We start from the raw sequence: 16,182 nt of genomic DNA, 5'->3' as shown, positions 1-16,182 counted from the left end.
ACAGTGACGAGTTGTCGCATGGACAAGGAAATCAAGGGGTTGGTTTGATCGTTCGCTGCGGAACCAGCGCCATGCAGTTCTGGACGATGGCATAGCATTGGCCAAGTCGTGCCGACCCGCCCGATGCGCCACCATACACCACGCGCTCGACCACGCCGTTTCTCAAACTGAAGGTTGCTTCACAGTCGAAGCTGTTGACTTCATAACCATATGCCGGCCAGCCGTAGCCATAGCCGTAATGGGGCCATCCCCAGCCGCCGTAATAGCCGATGGGCGGCGGGCTGGGGTAGGAGACCAGGCGTGAACTGCGGTAGGTGAAGAACTCGCGATTGTCGACCGCGGCCTGACGTTCCGGCACGCCGGCGCAGGACAGCAGGGTTTCCTTCGGCAGGCCGATCAGGGCGGTCTGCGCCACCAGCGCCTCGTCCGCCGCCGGGCTGGCGCAGCCGGCCAAGGCCCCGGCGACGCACAACGCCGACACGGCCGGAAGCCGACGGGCCGGCCCGCTTTCCACCATCAGACGCCCGAACATCCGACGCACAGCCATCGCACGCCTCCCCATATCCTGCAGTCGTTTACCGCAGCCGGGCCGGCGACAGGTCGGACTCGGCGACACCCAACGCCCGGACATCCTCCGGCAGGCCTCCTCCGGTGGCGAGCCCGGCCGCCACCCGGCCCATGGCCGGCGCGGTCTGGATGCCGTAGCCGCCCTGCCCGGCCAGCCAGAAGAACCCCTCCGCATCGGGCGCGAACCCCACGACCGGCACCTTGTCCGCCACGAAGCTGCGCAGCCCCGCCCAGCGGTGGGCCAATCTCCGAACGGAGAATCGCGACGCTTGTTCCAGCCGGTCCACCGTCTCCGCCACGTCGATGTCCTCGGGCTGCACGTCGCAGGGCTCCACCGGCGTCTGGTCGGCGGGCGAGGCCAGCAGGCGGCCGGCATCGGGCTTGACGTAGAAGGACTCGGCCACGTCCGATACCATCGGCCAGCCGTCCAGCCCCGCCTTGTCGGCCGGCTCCTCGAAAACAGGATCGAAGGTGATGGCCGTGCGCCGCTTCGGCACCAGCCCGACCGTGGCGACTCCGGCCAACTTCGCCAACTCGTCGGCCCAGGCCCCGGCGGCGTTCACCACCACCGGTGCCGCGAAGGTTCCGGAGTTGGTTTCCGCCACCCACAGGCCGTCGCGGCGAGCGAGCGCTCGCACTTCGGCATCGGTCACCACCCGGCCGCCGCGCGCCTTCAGCCCGCGCAGATAACCCTGATGCAGGGCATGCACGTCGATATCGCGGGCATCGGGTTCCCACACGCCGCCGGCAACATAGTCCGGACGCAGGAATGGTGCCCGGGCCAGGACCTGATCACGGTCGTAACGCTCGACCGACGGCGTCAGGCGGCGTCCCTGCTCGTACTCCGCATCCAGCCGATCGATCTCATGGTCGCGGCCGATGATCAGCACGCCGCGGGGTGTCAGCATTTCGTGTTCGGCGAATCCCGAGGGCGGGCTGGTGTAGAAATCCCAGCTCGCCACCGTCAGGGCGCGGATCGGCGCCGGGCCGTAGGTCTGGGTATAGAGCGCCGCGGACCGGCCGGTGGAGTGATAGCCCGGCTGCGATTCGCGCTCCAGCACCAGTACCCGGCCATGCGCGGCCAGCTCATAGGCCGCGGACGCACCGGCGATGCCGGCCCCGACCACCAGGAAATCGACGCTTTCCAACTGTCCCGCTCCTCAGAGTCTTATCGGCCGCCTATTGGCTGGCGGCGCTTTGTGGTGGCATGTGATCGGGCAGGGCGACCATTTCAAGGATCAGCTTCTGCCGCAGTGCGGCGACGAAGCTGTCCTTGTCCATGGCGCTTTTCACGAAGCTTCCCGGACCGCCGATCACGCTCTCCTCGAAATACTCCTCCAGCCAGGAGAATTCGTCGAGGATGGCGAGGCCGTTGACGATGATTCCGCGCTTGGTCACCCGGTCGCGGGCCTCGGCCGGCTCGATCCCGCCGTTGGAAAAGCCGTTGGAGACCAGATCGATCACCTGCCGCGGCGCCTTGCCGCCGCGGTCGAACAGCTTCGCCGCCTCCAGGATGGCGCTGCCGATGGCCGTCGAGTCGCCCTGGAAGCCGCGGGGCAGGGCGTCGATGCGGTCAGCGAAACGGCCGGCATCCTCCGGCGTGGTCAGAGCCGTCCAGGGGATCAGCACCTTCAGGCTGTTCGGCCCCGAATAGGCGGCCAGCGTCACCCGCGTCCTGGCCGACGCCAGCACATCCGCCACCGCCGGGTCGCGGAAGGCGGCGGCATGGCCCTGCAACTGGAATTCCAGATCGCCGGTCGTGATGGAGGCCGACCCGTCGAGCGCCAGCACCAGCGCCACGCCCGCCTGTCCTTCCTTTTCCGGCGGCGCGGCTTGCGCAACTCCGGTCAGGGCCAGGAGGACGAACAGAACGGTCATCACGGCACGCGGCATTCCCATCGCCACTCCATCACGCAATCGGCTGAGCGGCCGGCCCGTCACGCATTGGCAAGCGCGTGACGCACCACCTTCACCATCACCGACGGCAACGCCTGATCGCCCAGGCGGTCCACCGGCACCCAATTCCCGTCGGCCCGCTGCCAGTCCGGACCGGCCTGTGCGGCGACCACCTCAAGCTCAAGGTGAAAATGGGTGAATGTATGGCGGACCAGTCCCGGCAGCCGGCGCCAGCGCACAGGCAGGGGCTGTTGCGCCGCGACCGCGGCCTCTCCGGGCAGTTCCGGCCCCCAGGCGGTCGACGGCACCTCCGCCATGCCCCCCAGCAGCCCTTCCTCCGCCCGGCGGCGCAGCAGGACGGCGCCGTCGGGGTTCAGCAGCCAATAGGCGACGCCGCGCCGGGTCGGCTTCTCGCCCTTGGCCGCCTTGCGCGGCAGGCTTTCGGCGATGCCGGCGGCGCGCGCCTCGCAATACTCCGCCCAGGGGCACAGCATGCATTTCGGCTTGCGCGGGGTGCAGATGGTGGCGCCCAGGTCCATCATCGCCTGGGCATAGTCGCCGGGGCGGAAATCCGGCGTCAGGGTGGCGGCCAGCCGCCGCAGTGTCGGCTTGGCGTTAGGCAGCGGCTCCTCCACCGCGAAGATGCGGGCGATCACCCGCTCGACATTGCCGTCCACCACGGTGGCCTTGCGGTCGAAGGCGATGGAGGTGATGGCGGCGGCGGTATAGGCGCCGATGCCCGGCAGATCCAACAGCGCCGCCTCGTTGTCCGGAAACTGCCCGCCATGCCCGTCCGCCACCACGCGGGCGCATTTGTGCAGGTTGCGGGCGCGCGCGTAGTAGCCGAGCCCGGCCCAGGCCACCAGCACGTCGTCCAGCGGCGCGTCGGCCAGATCGCGCACGGTCGGCCAGCGTTCGGTGAAGCTGCGGAAATAAGGGGCGGCGGCAGGCACGGTGGTCTGCTGCAGCATGATTTCCGACAGCCAGACCCGGTAGGGATCGGCGGTCTCCCCCGGCTTGGCGCGCCAGGGCAGGTCGCGGCGGTGGCGGTCGTACCAGGACAGCAGCCGCCGGGCGGCCTCGATCGAATTTGGAATCATGATGGGAAGAAATAGAGGGCCGGGAGCGTCTGGGGAAGGGAGCTGGCCATATCCACGGCCGGATGCTGGGCATCGGCCCACGCTTGCGCTAGGGTGCCGCCATCCCACATGACCCGGAACCGGTTCCCGGACCGGGGCCGCACAGGAGTGATCGCAGAGCATGAGCGGACCGCGTCGCATCGGCCAATCCGTTCCGGAGGTCGCCGGCAAGGTGCTGGGCAAGCGCGGACTTGCCTTCGGCGCGCTGATCACCGACTGGCCGTCCATCGTCGGCCACCAGCTGTCGCTGCGCACGGCGCCCGACAAGCTCAGCTTTCCCCGCGGCAAGCGGGAGGAGGCGACGCTGCACATCCGCGCCATGGGCGCCATCGCGCTGGAGCTGCAGCATCTGGAACCGCAGATCATCGAACGCATCAACAGCTTCTTCGGCTATCGCGCCGTGGCGAAGATCAAGCTGATCCACGCAGCGCTGCCGTCCACCCCCTCGCCGGTGGTGCGCCCCCGCGCCCTGACGATGGACGAGGAGATCGGCATCACCACCACCACCGCCGCGATCGAGGACGAGGAACTGCGCGCCACCCTGGAACGCTTCGGCCGTTCGCTGATGGCCCGGCCGAAACGCGCCGCGCGATAGCCGGCTTGCTGGACGCATCGGTACGTCATTGTCTATACGTCAACATCTGGTAGGAACGAGGGCAAAGTGAACCGCAAAATTTTGGGAATCGCCGGTCTTCTGGCCATCGGCTTCACCGCCGCGTTCGGCACCGCCATGACCGCGGCGTCCACGGCCGCACAGGCCGCGGCCACCCTGCCGCCGGTCTCGGAGATGATGGCCGAGCGCGTGTTGGGCGACCCGAAGGCGCCGGTGACGATCCTCGACTATTCGTCGATGACCTGCTCGCACTGCGCGAATTTCCACGTCAACGTGCTGCCGAAGATCAAGGAAGCCTACATCGACACCGGCAAGGCCAAGCTGGTCTTCCGCGACTTCCCCTTCGATCAGGCCGCGCTCAGCGCCGCCATGCTGGCCCACTGCGCCCCGCCCGAGCGGTATTTCCCGCTGACCGACGTCCTGTTCAAGAGCCAGCCGAACTGGAGCCGCTCCTCCGACCCGGCCAAGGCGCTGGCGCAGTACGGCAAGCTGGCCGGCATGACCCAGGAGACCATCGATGCCTGCCTCGCCAACAAGGAACTGGCCGACGCCATCCTGAACACCCGCCTGACCGGCCAGAACCAGTTCAAGATCGAAGCAACCCCCACCTTCATCCTCAACGACGGCAAGGCCCGCATCGAAGGCGCCCAGTCATTCGAGGAGTTCTCGAAGGAAATCGACAAGCTGTTGAAGTAAGCGCCGGCGTCTTGCCCCCTCCCCGACCCTCCCCCGCTCTCGCGGGAGAGGGAGTTGAGTGCAAGTGCGGCGGAGTTCCCTCTCCCGCCTTAGCGGGGGAGGGTTAGGGAGGGGGCAACAGTTTTCCAATGCTCATGCTGTCCTAAGCCCAGTACACCGAAGGTTCTTCCCCAGTGCAGTTCACGCGTCTCCGCCTGTCGGGTTTCAAGTCTTTCGTCGATGCCACGGAACTGGTCATCGAACCCGGCATGACCGGGATCGTCGGCCCCAACGGCTGCGGCAAGTCCAATCTGGTGGAGGCGCTGCGCTGGGTGATGGGCGAGACGTCGGCCAAGCGCATGCGCGGTGGCGACATGGACGACGTCATCTTCGGCGGCACCTCCAGCCGGCCGGCCCGGAACCTGGGCGAGGTGACGCTGGCGGTGGACAACCGGTCGCGCACCGCGCCCGCCGGCTTCAACGAGCATGACGAGCTCGAGATCACCCGACGGATCGAGCGCGGCTCCGGTTCCGACTACCGCATCAACGGCAAGCTGGTGCGGGCGCGCGATGTCCAGCTGCTGTTCGCCGACAATGCCTCGGGTGCCGCGTCGCCGGCCCTGGTCAGCCAGGGCAAGGTCGCGCAGATCATCTCCGCCAAGCCGCAGGACCGCCGCGCCCTGCTGGAGGAGGCCGCCGGCATCACCGGCCTGCATTCCCGCCGGCACGAGGCCGAACTGCGACTGAAGGCGGCGGAAGGCAACCTGACCCGTCTCGACGACGTGATCGGGGCGATGGACACCCAGCTGCAAAGCCTGAAGAAGCAGGCGCGGCAGGCATCCCGCTACCGCAACCTGTCCGACCAGATCCGCAAGGCGGAAGCCGTGCTGTGGCACCTGCGCTGGATCGCCGCCCAGGAGGAGCGCGCCCGCGCCCATGCCGCCTTCGCCGCAGCCGAGGCCGCGGTGCGCGACCGCATGCTCTCCGTCAACCAGCTGACCGCCCGCCGAACGGAAGCCGCCGCCGGCCTGCCGGAGAAACGCCAGGACGAGGCGCGCGCGGCATCCGCCCTGCAACGCCTGGTGATCGCCCGCGAACAGCTCGACGCCGAGGAAAAGCGCGTCGCCGAACATCAGCGCGCGCTGGAGGCCCGGTTGCGCCAGATCGCCGGCGACCTCGGCCGTGAGGAGGCTCTGGCCGCGGATGCTGGGCAAGCGCTGGCCCGGCTGATGGCCGAACGCGACCGCCTGATCGCCGCACAATCCGACGAGGAGATGCTTGAGGAAGCCGCGGCGGAGGCTCTGGCCGAGGCGCGCGAGCAGGTCGATGCCCTCGACCGCGAACTGACCCGCCTGACCGAATCGGTCGCCACCGACGAGGCCCGCCGCGCCGCGACCCAGCGTCAGGCCGCCGAGTTGGAAACCCGCGCCGCCGGCCTCGCCAAGCGGCTGGCCGAGCAGCAGGCCCAGCGGGCTGCGTTGGAGGCGGAGATCGCCGCCCGCGCCGACCTATCGGACGCCGAACTGGCGGTGGAACTTGCCGAACAGCGGCTGGAGCAGGCCCGCGAGGCGGCCGAGGCCGCTGAACAGGCGAAGGCGGAGGCCGAACCGGCCCAATCCCGCGCCCGTGAGACACTGTCCGCCGCCGAGTCCGCTTGTGCCAAGCTGCGTGCCGAGGAACGCGCGCTGGCCGAATTGCTGGAGGCCGGAGCCGGCGGGCCCTTCCCGCCGCTGGTCGATGCGGTGGCGGTGTCGCCCGGCTATGAGGGGGCACTGGCCGCCGCGCTCGGCGATGCGCTGACTGCTCCGTTGGACGAGGAAGCGCCGGTGCATTGGCGCACGCTGCCGGCCTATGGTTCGGTGGCGCCGCTGCCGGATGGGGTGGAGCCGTTGTCGAGCCGTGTGGAGGGGCCGCGGGCCGCCGCCCGCGCCCTCGCCCATGTCGGAGTGGTCGACGATGCCGCCGTTGCCGGGGGCTTGGCCGCGGCGCTGGCGCCGGGTCAGGTGCTGGTCAGCCGTGACGGCGGCGCGTGGCGCTGGGACGGCCTGACCGTTCAGGCCGGCGCGCCGACCGCCGCGGCCGTTCGCCTGAAACAGCGCAACCGGTTGGCCGAACTGCGCGGCGAACTGGAGCTTGCCGAGGAACGGGTCGAACTGGCGCGCGAGACTCTGGACGCCGCGAAACTGGCGGTCGAAGAGGCGGCTCGGGCCGACCGCCTTGCCCGCGATGCCGTCCGCGAAGGATTCGCCGCGCTGAACGTCGCCCGCGACCGCCACGCCAAGCTGGCGCGCGAGGCCGATGCCGCATCCTCGCGCCTTGCGGCATTGGTTGAGGCCGTCGAGCGGCTCTCCGCCGACGAGCGCGAGGCTGCCGCCCGCCGCGATGAAGCGCTGGAATTGCTGGAGTCGCTGCCGGATCCGCGCGAGGGACGTGAGCGGGTGAACGACCAGCGCGCCGCACTGGCCGAACGCCGCGCCGTGCTGGCCGAGCGGCAGAATGCGGTCGATCGCCTGACGCGCGAGGCGCAGGCCCGGCGCCAGCGCTTGGACGCCATTCAAGCCGAAACCACGTCGTGGGACACCCGCTCCGCCGGGGCCGGGGGACGGGTGGCGGAACTGCGCCAGCGCGCGGAGGAGGCCGAAGGAGAACTTGCACAGTTGTCCGAACGACCGGCGGCGATCGCAGCGGAACGCCTGGATTTGCTCGACCGCGTCACCATGGCGGAGCGCGAGCGCAAGCGCGCCGCCGATTGGTTGGCCGAGGCCGAGTCCCGGCTGGCGGAGACCGAACAGGCGCTGCACGATGCCGAGGAGGCACTGGCCGATGGCCGCGAGGCGCGCGCCCGTGCCGAAGCCGCCGTTTCGGCGGCCCAGCAGCAGGAACGCACCCTGACGGAGCGCATCGCCGAGCGGTTGGACTGCCGGCCGGAGGATACCCGCGCCGCCGCCGATCTCGACCCCACCGAACCGATGCCCGACGCGACGGCGGTGGAGTCGCGGCTCGACAAGCTGACGCGCGAGCGCGAGAACATGGGGCCGGTCAATCTGCGCGCCGAAATCGAGGCGGAGGAGTTGGAAAGCCAGATCACCGGCCTGCATGGCGAGCGCGAGGACCTGACCGCCGCCATCGCCCGCCTGCGCCAGGGCATCTCCAGCCTGAACCGCGAGGCCCGTGAACGGCTGGTCGCCAGCTTCGATGTGGTGAACCGCGACTTCCAGGAACTGTTCACCCGCCTGTTCGGCGGCGGCAAGGCTTATCTGGAACTGGTCAATGCCGAGGACCCGCTGAACGCCGGCCTGGAGATCTACGCCAGCCCGCCGGGCAAGAAGCTGCAGGTGCTTTCGCTGCTGTCGGGCGGGGAGCAGGCCTTGACCGCGCTGTCGCTGCTGTTCGCCGTCTTCCGGTCGAATCCGGCGCCGATCTGCGTTCTGGACGAGGTCGACGCCCCGCTGGACGAGGCGAATGTCGGGCGCTTCTGCGATCTGGTGGAGGACATCGCCCGCGAAGGCGACACCCGCTTCCTCATCATTACCCACCACCGCCTGACCATGGCGCGCGTCGACCGCCTGTTCGGCGTGACCATGGTGGAGCGAGGGGTGTCGCAGCTGGTCAGCGTGGATCTGAGCCGGGCGGAGGAATTGCGGGGGGTGGCTTGAGGGATGTGTGAAGACGTCGGCTGACGATGCCCCCACCCTGACCCTCCCCCGCTGGGCGGGGGAGGGGACAAGTGCTTAGGCGTGAGAGTGGCGGCAGTCCCTCCCCCGCCCAGCGGGGGAGGATAGGTGGGGGTCTAACTCCGCACCTCCGCACCCCCAAACCCTCATCCCCCCCGCTTCCAGACCGTCGTCTCGATGTACCGGCTCGCCAGGAACCGGTAGGTCTGCTTCTGCAGCGCCTCCACCTTCGGCGAGCGTTCCATCGTGACCTCGTCCCAGCCCTGCAGCAGTTCCTCCCATTCCAGCAGCTTGGCCCGCAAATCGTCGCGAATCTTGCGGATGAACTGGATGGTGGGGTGGAAGTTGCGCAGCGCGCCGACGATGTCGCCGGTCTGGGCGTCGGCCTGGTCGAAGATCAGGTCGTATTCGCGCAAGGGCTTGCGGATCAGCCCCTGCATCCGGTTCAGCTCGCTGCAGAAGGTGCGGTCGGTACGGTAGATGGTGGCGAGCTTCGCCATCGCCTGGTCGATGCGGCGGATGTGCTTGAAGCGGTCGCGCAGGGCCTCGATGTAGGACAACTCCTGCGCCAGGTCGTCGATGCGGTCGGTCAGGTACTGTTCATAGTCGTTGGTCAGCTTCAGCCGCTCCGCGATCTTGGCGAAGGCGGCCTTCATCCGCTCCTTCGTCTGCGGATCCTCGACCACCTGCTCCAGTTCGTCGATGTCGGACACGATCATCTCGTTGCCGGTGAAGGACGAGACGATCTGCACGGTCAGCCGGCCCTTGGCGATGATGCGGTGCTTGTCCTCCACCGACCAGGACGCGCGCCCGTCCAGAAGTTCTCCCGGAATTTCTTCGCCGGGACGGATCTGCTTCACGAAGGCCAATCCCTGTTCGATGATTTCCAGCAGGCGGGCGTCGTGGGTGCCGTCCTCGATCTGGAAGGACTCCATCAGGGTGGGGAAGGCCAGCGCCGCCTTCAGGTCGCCCAGCAGGATGTTCAGCACCGGTTCCTTGCTGTTCGGCTCCTGGCAGAAGAAGGCGCCGGGCAGGCTGAACACCTTGTGCTGGAAGTCGAAATGCGTGTCCCGCATCGGCTGGACCAGCACATTCTCCTGCGCGGCCTTCTCGGCGACGGCATCATCCGGGGCGGCATCCGCGGCCGGGGCGGTCTCCGGAGAGGGGGTGGTCTCGTCGCTGCTGGAGGTGTCGGTCATGGGCGGGGGCGGTACTCGGCAGTATGAAGGGGCGGGGGAGGGGGGAAGACTGCGGATTGCTTCCCCAGCCTACAGCAGATCGCGCAGACGGAACCACATCATTGCGAGGACCAGCGCCGGGGTGCGGAACCGCCGCCCGCCGGGGAAGGGCGTGTGGGGAATGCGGGCGAACACGTCGAAGCGCCCGGCGCTGCCGCCGACCGCCTCCGCCATCACCCGCCCGGCCATGCCGGCCAGCGCCACGCCATGCCCGGAATAGCCGTGGGCGTAGAGCGTGGTGGGCGACAGCCGGCCCAGATGCGGCATGCGGTTCATGGTGATGGCGACCCGCCCGCCCCAGAAGTAATCGATGCGGGCGTCCTTCAACTCCGGATAGATCGCCAGCATCTTCAGCCGCATCGCCTGCTTCAGCCCCGGCGCGTCCACCCCGGAATAGCTGACGCCGCCGCCGAACAGCAGCCGGTGGTCGGCGGACCGCCGGAAATAGTCCAGCGAGAACTTCATGTCCGATACCGCGATGTTCGTCGGCAATAGAGCGAGCGCTCGCTCCTCGCCCAGCGGTTCGGTGGCGATCATGTAGGTCGCGACCGGCATGATGGTGCGGTCCAGCGTCGGCACCAGTCCGCCGAGATAGGCATTGCCGGCCAGGATCAGGTGCTTCGCCGTCACCCGGCCGCGTCCGGTGCTCACCCAGGGCTTGGACCCGCTGTCCATGGCGATGGCGCGGCTGTTCTCGAAGATGCGCACCCCGGTGGCATCGGCGGCACGGGCAAGACCGAGCGCGTAGTTCAGCGGGTGCAGATGGCCGCTGCCCTCGTCCAGCAACCCGCCGATATAGGCTTCGCTGCCGACATGTTCGCGGATGCCGGCGCCGTCCAGCCTCCGCACCCGGTCATAGCCGTAGCCGTCGCGCATCTCGCGCTCCAGCGCCGCCACGTCCTGCATGTGGCGGGGCTTCAGCGCGGCATAGGCGAAGCCCCAGGTCAGGTCGCAGGCGATGGCGTGGCGCTCCACCCGCTCCGCCAACTGGGCCTTCGCCTCCTCCCCGAACTCCCACAGGCGGCGGGCATCCTCCTTGCCGACCCAGCTTTCGATGGTCGCCATCGGCTTGTTGTAGCCGGTGATGATCTGCCCGCCGTTGCGTCCCGAGGCACCCCAGCCGCAGCGCTCCGCCTCCAGCAGCACCACGTCGAAGCCGCGTTCAGCCAGTTCCAGCGCCGCGGTCAGGCCGGTATAGCCGCCGCCGACGATGCAGACGTCGCAGGCGACCTCTCCTTCCAGGATCGGGCGGTCGGCTCGGGGAGCGGCGGAGGCCGCGTACCAGCTGTTCAGGTATGAGGCTTTCGGCATGGCCGCAGTTAAGTCCCAGCCGATGGGGGAGGTCAACGGAAAGGCGGATGTTTCACCGAACGGTCATGCTGAACCCTCTGGCGCGGCCCGCCGGAACGGCGTCATAGTGTCGCTGTCGTCCACAGCACGGAGGGGGCTGCCCATCGCCCGGAGCGGTCCGCCATACCCATGGGTTTTATGGAAGACTTCATCAAGAAGAACCGCATTACCGAAGTCGAATGCCTGGTGCCCGACATGTCGGGCATCGCGCGGGGAAAGATCGTTCCCGCCGAGAAGTTCCTCCGCATCCTGCGCGACCGCGGCCTGCGCCTGCCAGAGGCGATCTTCGTCCAGACCGTGACCGGTGAATTTCCCGACGACGAGGACATCACGTCGGACGAGAATTCCGACATCTACATGATCCCGGACGAACGCACGATCCGCTTCGTCCCCTGGTACAACGAGCCGACGGCGCAGGTCATCACCGACTGCGTCTATGCCGACGGCCGCCCGGTCGACGTCTCGCCCCGCCATGTTCTGAAGCGCGTCCTGGCGCTGTACGAGGAACGCGGCTGGAAGCCGATGGTGGCGCCGGAACTGGAATTCTTCCTGGTTCAGGTCAACAAGGATCCCGATTATCCGCTGGTGCCGCCGGTGGGTCGCAACGGCCGGATGGAAAGCGGCCGGCAGGCCTTCGGCATCGACGCCGTCAACGAATTCGATCCGATCTTCGAGGCGGTCTACGATTTCTGCGAAAAGCAGGACATCGACATCGACACGCTGACCCACGAGGCCGGCGCCGCCCAGATCGAGATCAACTTCAACCACGGCGACGCTCTGGAACTGGCCGACCAGGCTTTCCTGTTCAAGCGCACGGCGCGCGAGGCGGCGATCCGCCACCAGATCTATGCCACCTTCATGGCCAAGCCGATGCAGGGCGAACCCGGCAGCGCCATGCACATCCACCAATCGGTGGTGGACGCCGACAGCGGCCGCAACCTGTTCTCCAACCCCGATGGCACCGACAGCGACCTGTTCATGTCGCATGTCGCCGGGCTGCAGAAATACCTGCCCTATGTGATGCCGCTGCTGGCGCCCAACGTCAACAGCTACCGCCGGCTGGTCCCGAACTCCGATGCGCCGATCAACGTGCATTGGGGCCGCGACAACCGCACCACCGGCCTGCGCGTGCCGGTGTCGCAGCCCGACGCCCGCCGGGTGGAGAACCGGGTGGCCGGCGCCGACGCCAACCCCTATCTCGCCATCGCCGCGTCGCTGGCCTGCGGCTACATCGGCATGACCCAGGGGCTGGAGCCGAACGACCCGATCAAGGGGTCCGCCTATCGCCTCGCCTTCACCCTGCCGCGCCACCAGTCGGAGGCGCTGACCAAGTTCAACGCCTGCAAGCCGTTGAAGGAAATCCTCGGCGAACGCTTCATCGACGCCGTCACCTGCGTGAAGGAGGCGGAGTACGAGGCCTACAACCGCGTCATCAGCTCGTGGGAACGCGAGAACCTGCTGCTGAACGTCTGATCCGAACCTATCGGTAGACAACAGGGGCCCGGTAGAGGACAGGGGCGGCCAGCGGGGTTCCCGCGGGCCGCCCCTCTACGTATCCGGAACCCTTTTCCTGCGCATCTCCGCGTTGGCCAAGGCCGACCGCCGTCCGCCGCTTCGCGCCCGCCGACTCTCCTTTCGTGTGCCCATCCATCCGGATTTTCCCGACATCCGGCGGAACGCTCCAGCCTGCAGGCGCATCCCGGCCCATCCCGGCCCAAGTCTTAACCCGGCGGGGAGGCATTCCCACCCCGTCCAGGCGCCCGGTGCCGCGGCTTTCCACGTCCGCGCTGCCCGGTCGTGGGCAGAAAGCAGAAAAACGCGAGGTTGCCGATATCTCGATTATGGGCGGCCGCACACGAAATCGAAGACTTTCAAAATAAAACAGTGATGTATTTTTCAACCATACCGTCGGGCTGAAAAAGGAAGTGCCGGCGCCACCCGGCAATGCCGCAGTGGCCAATTTGTTATCTCCTTTGAAAACAGTCAAGCTTTTCGACCGCATCTGCCGTGGGCATTGCGCGCCGCGTCGCCGTGGTGTGCGCCCTCTTTGCTCTGCCGGCTTGTCGAGCCGGCGGAAACGCACCGTCTCGACGCAACCGATGGATGGCCAAGTATGAGCATGCAGCCCGCGATCACATCCCTTCCAACAGGTGTCCATCGAGCCGGGCGGATCCAGCGCGTCGTCGTTCTCGCGCTGCTGTTCGTCGTGCTGACCACCGGCCTGCTCGGGCTGGCGCTTCACCGTGGCGGCCATGCCAGCAACCTGACCGACATCCAGAATCTGTTCGTGCTGGAAAATCCGGATCTGGTACCGGTCGATTCGTGGGATCCGATGATCGCGGCGCTGAACTGGCTGCACGACCGCCCCGGCGAAAACGTCTATGAAGGCGTGTTCTTCCAACAGCACATCAAGTTCCAGTATCCCGTGACATCGCTTCTGCCGTTGGAGGCGATGCAGGCGTTCGGCATCCTGAACCTCGCGGCGTTCGAACGCATCAACCTGATGTTCGTTCTGGCGACGGCGGCCGGCATGGCGATCCTGATGCTGGAGATGGCGGCATGGCTGCGCTTGCCTGGACTGCGCCCAGACCAACGGGACGACCGGTTGACCCAGGTGCTGCTGGGCGGGTTCGGCTTCGCCGCAACCCTGTGCTTCTATCCGGTGCTGAAGGCTTTTTCGCTGGGGCAGGTGCAGGTCTGGCTGAATGCCGCCTTCGTCTTCGCCTGCATCGCCCTGCTGCGCGACCGCCGGGCGCTGTGCGGCGCGCTGCTCGGCGCATCGACGCTGATGAAGCCGCAGATGTCGCTGTTCCTGGCTTGGGCGGTCCTGCGGGGGGACTGGCGCATGGCGGCCGGCTGGGCGGCTGTGGTGGTCCCCGGCGTGGCGGTGGCGACCCTGCTCTACGGCTTCGCGCCGATGATCGATTACCTCGACGTGCTGCTGTTCATCGGCCGCCATGGCGAGAGCTATCACGTCAACCAAACCGTCAACGGGCTGGTCAACCGCCTGCTGCACAACGGCAACAATCTGGATTGGTCGGCGGAGGCCTTCGCCCCCTACCACCCCGTGGTGCACATCGCGACCCAGCTTTCCGGCATCGCCTTCTTCGCCTTCGGCCTGCTGTGGCGCCGCCGCGACCGCGGCGCGGACCGGATCGTCGCCTTCGCCATCGCCGGCCTCTGCTTCACCACCGGGTCTCCGGTCGCCTGGGTGCATCATTACGGCATCCTTCTGCCGGCCTTCGCGCTGGCCTTCCTCATCCTGCTGGCGCCCGGCGTGAGGCGTCCTGCGGGTGCCTTCGCGTTGCTGGCGACCGCCTATTTCCTGGCCGGCAACCTGCTGTTCTGGCCGGTCAATGCGCTGGCGGCGACGCCGCTGAACATCCTGCAGTCCTACCTGTTCTTCGCCACGCTGATGCTGCTGGGCCTGGTGTGGGTGCTGACCGCCCGGCATGACCGTACCGCAACGTCCGGGCCGGGCCGGGGCGAGGCGGCCGAAGGAGGTGCCGCCGTTGCCGGTGCTTCCGCTCCCGCTCCCGCTCCCAACGTCGCGGCCTTTGCCCCGGCTGCCGAAGCAGAGCGGCCGGCATCGCCGGTCGCCGCGGAGCCCCCGCTGTTCGTCGACCTCGACGGCACGCTGCTGCGGACCGACCTGCTCTACGAATCGCTGTTCGGGTTGATCAAGGCACAGCCCTGGACCGCGCTGCTGGTGCCGGTCTGGCTGGCCGGGGGCAAGGCGCGGCTGAAGGCGGAACTGGCCCGGCGGGTGGACATCGATCCGGCCGGTCTGGTCTATAACCAAGCCGTTCTGGAGCGGCTGCAGGCGGAGCGCGAACGCGGTCGCCGGCTGGTGCTGGCCACCGCCGCACACCACCGCTACGCCGATGCCATCGCCCGCCATCTGGGCCTGTTCGATCAGGTCCTCGCCAGCAGCGACGGCATCAACCTGAAGAGCGAGCGCAAACTGGCGGCGATCCGGGCGCAGGTGCCGTCCGGCGTCTTCGACTACATCGGCAATGACGAGGCCGACTATGCCGTCTGGCGCGCGGCCCGCCGCGGCATCGCGGTGGACGCGTCCGCCGCCGTGGTGCGCCATGCCGCGACCCTGTGCCCGATCGAGACCATCGCAACCCCGCGCCGGCCGCGCCTGCTGCTGATGCTGCGGGCGCTGCGCCTGCACCAGTGGCTGAAGAACCTTCTGGTCTTCGTGCCCCTGCTTGCCGGCCAAAAGCTGGGCGAGATCGGGCCGGCTCTGCAGGCGGTGGCGGCCTTCCTCGCCTTCGGGCTGTGCGCGTCGAGCATCTATGTGCTGAACGACCTGCTCGACCTGCCCGCCGACCGGCGCCACCCGCGCAAGTGCCGGCGGCCCTTCGCCGCGGGTGACCTGCCGCTCGACCTCGGCCTGTCGCTGATCCCCGGCCTCCTGCTGGCGAGCGTCGTCCTGTCGGTGCTGACCCTGCCGCCGCTGTTCCTGGCGGCGCTGGCGACCTATGCCGCCTCGTCGCTGTTCTACAACCTGTTCGCCAAGAACCGGGTGATCTGGGACGTGATGCTGCTGGCCGGGCTGTATTCGCTGCGCGTGCTTGGTGGTGCCACGGCGACGGCCATCGTCCCGTCCTTCTGGCTGTTGGCCTTTTCCATGTTCCTCTTCCTCAGCCTCGCGATGGTGAAGCGCTATTCGGAGATGGACAGCATGTTGAAGCTCGGGCTGGGGCAGGCGGAGGGGCGCGGCTACCTGACCGCCGACATGCCGGTCCTGCAATCCATCGGCGTTTCCGCCGGCTTCCTCTCGGTGCTGGTGATGGCGCTCTACATCAACAGCCCGGAGGTCGGACGCATCTATGACCAGCCGCAGGCGCTGTGGATCATCTGCCCGCTTCTGCTTTTCTGGATCGGGCGGGTGTGGCTGCAGACCCACCGCGGGCTGATGCACGACGACCCGGTGGTGTTCGCCGCCCGCGACAAGTGGAGCCTCGCCATCGGTCTGGTCTGCGCCGTCGTGCTCGTCTTCGGCCGGACCTGAACAGCCG

Annotated in this window: 11 protein-coding genes; 5 read left to right on the top strand and 6 right to left on the bottom strand. The window is 68.1% G+C overall.

The features are described from left to right. Nucleotides 1-31 precede the first annotated feature (31 nt). Genes ACWPKK_RS24305 through mutY form a run of 4 tightly spaced genes read right to left on the bottom strand, consistent with a single transcriptional unit; the run spans nt 32 to nt 3,563 of the window. Nucleotides 32-547 (bottom strand): hypothetical protein, encoded by a 516-nt coding sequence (locus ACWPKK_RS24305; RefSeq protein ID WP_452009418.1) that lies wholly within the window; start codon nt 545-547, stop codon nt 32-34. 28 nt (nt 548-575) lie between these two features. Then, nucleotides 576-1,715, bottom strand: a complete 1,140-nt coding sequence (locus tag ACWPKK_RS24300; protein ID WP_452009415.1) for an NAD(P)/FAD-dependent oxidoreductase — start codon at nt 1,713-1,715, stop codon at nt 576-578. Between the two features lie 31 nt (nt 1,716-1,746). Then, nucleotides 1,747-2,460, bottom strand: coding sequence for a DUF1194 domain-containing protein (locus ACWPKK_RS24295; protein WP_452009413.1), 714 nt, complete (start codon nt 2,458-2,460; stop codon nt 1,747-1,749). 44 nt (nt 2,461-2,504) lie between these two features. Then, nucleotides 2,505-3,563 (bottom strand): A/G-specific adenine glycosylase, encoded by a 1,059-nt coding sequence (mutY, locus tag ACWPKK_RS24290; protein WP_452009410.1) that lies wholly within the window; start codon nt 3,561-3,563, stop codon nt 2,505-2,507. A 160-nt stretch (nt 3,564-3,723) separates the two neighbouring features. On the opposite strand from mutY, the gene ACWPKK_RS24285 reads away from it, so the two are divergent. From ACWPKK_RS24285 to smc, 3 genes are all read left to right on the top strand, one after another. Further along, nucleotides 3,724-4,197 (top strand): DUF721 domain-containing protein, encoded by a 474-nt coding sequence (locus tag ACWPKK_RS24285; RefSeq protein WP_109151856.1) that lies wholly within the window; start codon nt 3,724-3,726, stop codon nt 4,195-4,197. 66 nt (nt 4,198-4,263) lie between these two features. Beyond that, complete coding sequence (locus tag ACWPKK_RS24280; protein WP_452009407.1) at nt 4,264-4,911, top strand: DsbA family protein; 648 nt, start codon at nt 4,264-4,266, stop codon at nt 4,909-4,911. A 173-nt stretch (nt 4,912-5,084) separates the two neighbouring features. Next, on the top strand, nt 5,085-8,546 hold the full coding sequence (smc, locus tag ACWPKK_RS24275; protein WP_452009404.1) for a chromosome segregation protein SMC: 3,462 nt from the start codon (nt 5,085-5,087) through the stop codon (nt 8,544-8,546). Nucleotides 8,547-8,710: 164 nt separating this feature from the next. Here smc and ACWPKK_RS24270 read toward each other — a convergent pair whose 3' ends face one another. Next, on the bottom strand, nt 8,711-9,763 hold the full coding sequence (locus tag ACWPKK_RS24270; protein WP_452009402.1) for a hypothetical protein: 1,053 nt from the start codon (nt 9,761-9,763) through the stop codon (nt 8,711-8,713). A gap of 69 nt (nt 9,764-9,832) precedes the next feature. Further along, a complete protein-coding gene (locus tag ACWPKK_RS24265) occupies nt 9,833-11,113 on the bottom strand; it encodes an NAD(P)/FAD-dependent oxidoreductase (protein WP_452009400.1) in 1,281 nt (426 codons plus the stop codon). Nucleotides 11,114-11,281: 168 nt separating this feature from the next. Between ACWPKK_RS24265 and ACWPKK_RS24260 the strand changes: the two genes are divergently transcribed. After that, complete coding sequence (locus ACWPKK_RS24260) at nt 11,282-12,625, top strand: glutamine synthetase family protein (protein WP_324866228.1); 1,344 nt, start codon at nt 11,282-11,284, stop codon at nt 12,623-12,625. Nucleotides 12,626-13,265: 640 nt separating this feature from the next. Then, entirely contained in the window at nt 13,266-16,175 is a 2,910-nt protein-coding gene (locus ACWPKK_RS24255) for a UbiA family prenyltransferase (RefSeq protein ID WP_452009397.1), read from the top strand. Nucleotides 16,176-16,182: the final 7 nt, after the last annotated feature.

The sequence above is a fragment of the Azospirillum largimobile genome (assembly GCF_977007025.2).
This window is presented reverse-complemented; position numbering and strand designations above follow the sequence as displayed.

What these genes read in the sequence shown, in the direction of transcription:
- ACWPKK_RS24295 (WP_452009413.1), bottom strand. Translation starts at nt 2,460, where the DNA reads ATGCCGCGTGCCGTGATGACCGTTCTGTTCGTCCTCCTGGCCCTGACC.
- ACWPKK_RS24285 (WP_109151856.1), top strand. Translation starts at nt 3,724, where the DNA reads ATGAGCGGACCGCGTCGCATCGGCCAATCCGTTCCGGAGGTCGCCGGC.
- ACWPKK_RS24255 (WP_452009397.1), top strand. Translation starts at nt 13,266, where the DNA reads ATGAGCATGCAGCCCGCGATCACATCCCTTCCAACAGGTGTCCATCGA.
- ACWPKK_RS24270 (WP_452009402.1), bottom strand. Translation starts at nt 9,763, where the DNA reads ATGACCGACACCTCCAGCAGCGACGAGACCACCCCCTCTCCGGAGACC.
- ACWPKK_RS24305 (WP_452009418.1), bottom strand. Translation starts at nt 547, where the DNA reads ATGGCTGTGCGTCGGATGTTCGGGCGTCTGATGGTGGAAAGCGGGCCG.
- ACWPKK_RS24260 (WP_324866228.1), top strand. Translation starts at nt 11,282, where the DNA reads ATGGGTTTTATGGAAGACTTCATCAAGAAGAACCGCATTACCGAAGTC.
- mutY (WP_452009410.1), bottom strand. Translation starts at nt 3,563, where the DNA reads ATGATTCCAAATTCGATCGAGGCCGCCCGGCGGCTGCTGTCCTGGTAC.
- ACWPKK_RS24265 (WP_452009400.1), bottom strand. Translation starts at nt 11,113, where the DNA reads ATGCCGAAAGCCTCATACCTGAACAGCTGGTACGCGGCCTCCGCCGCT.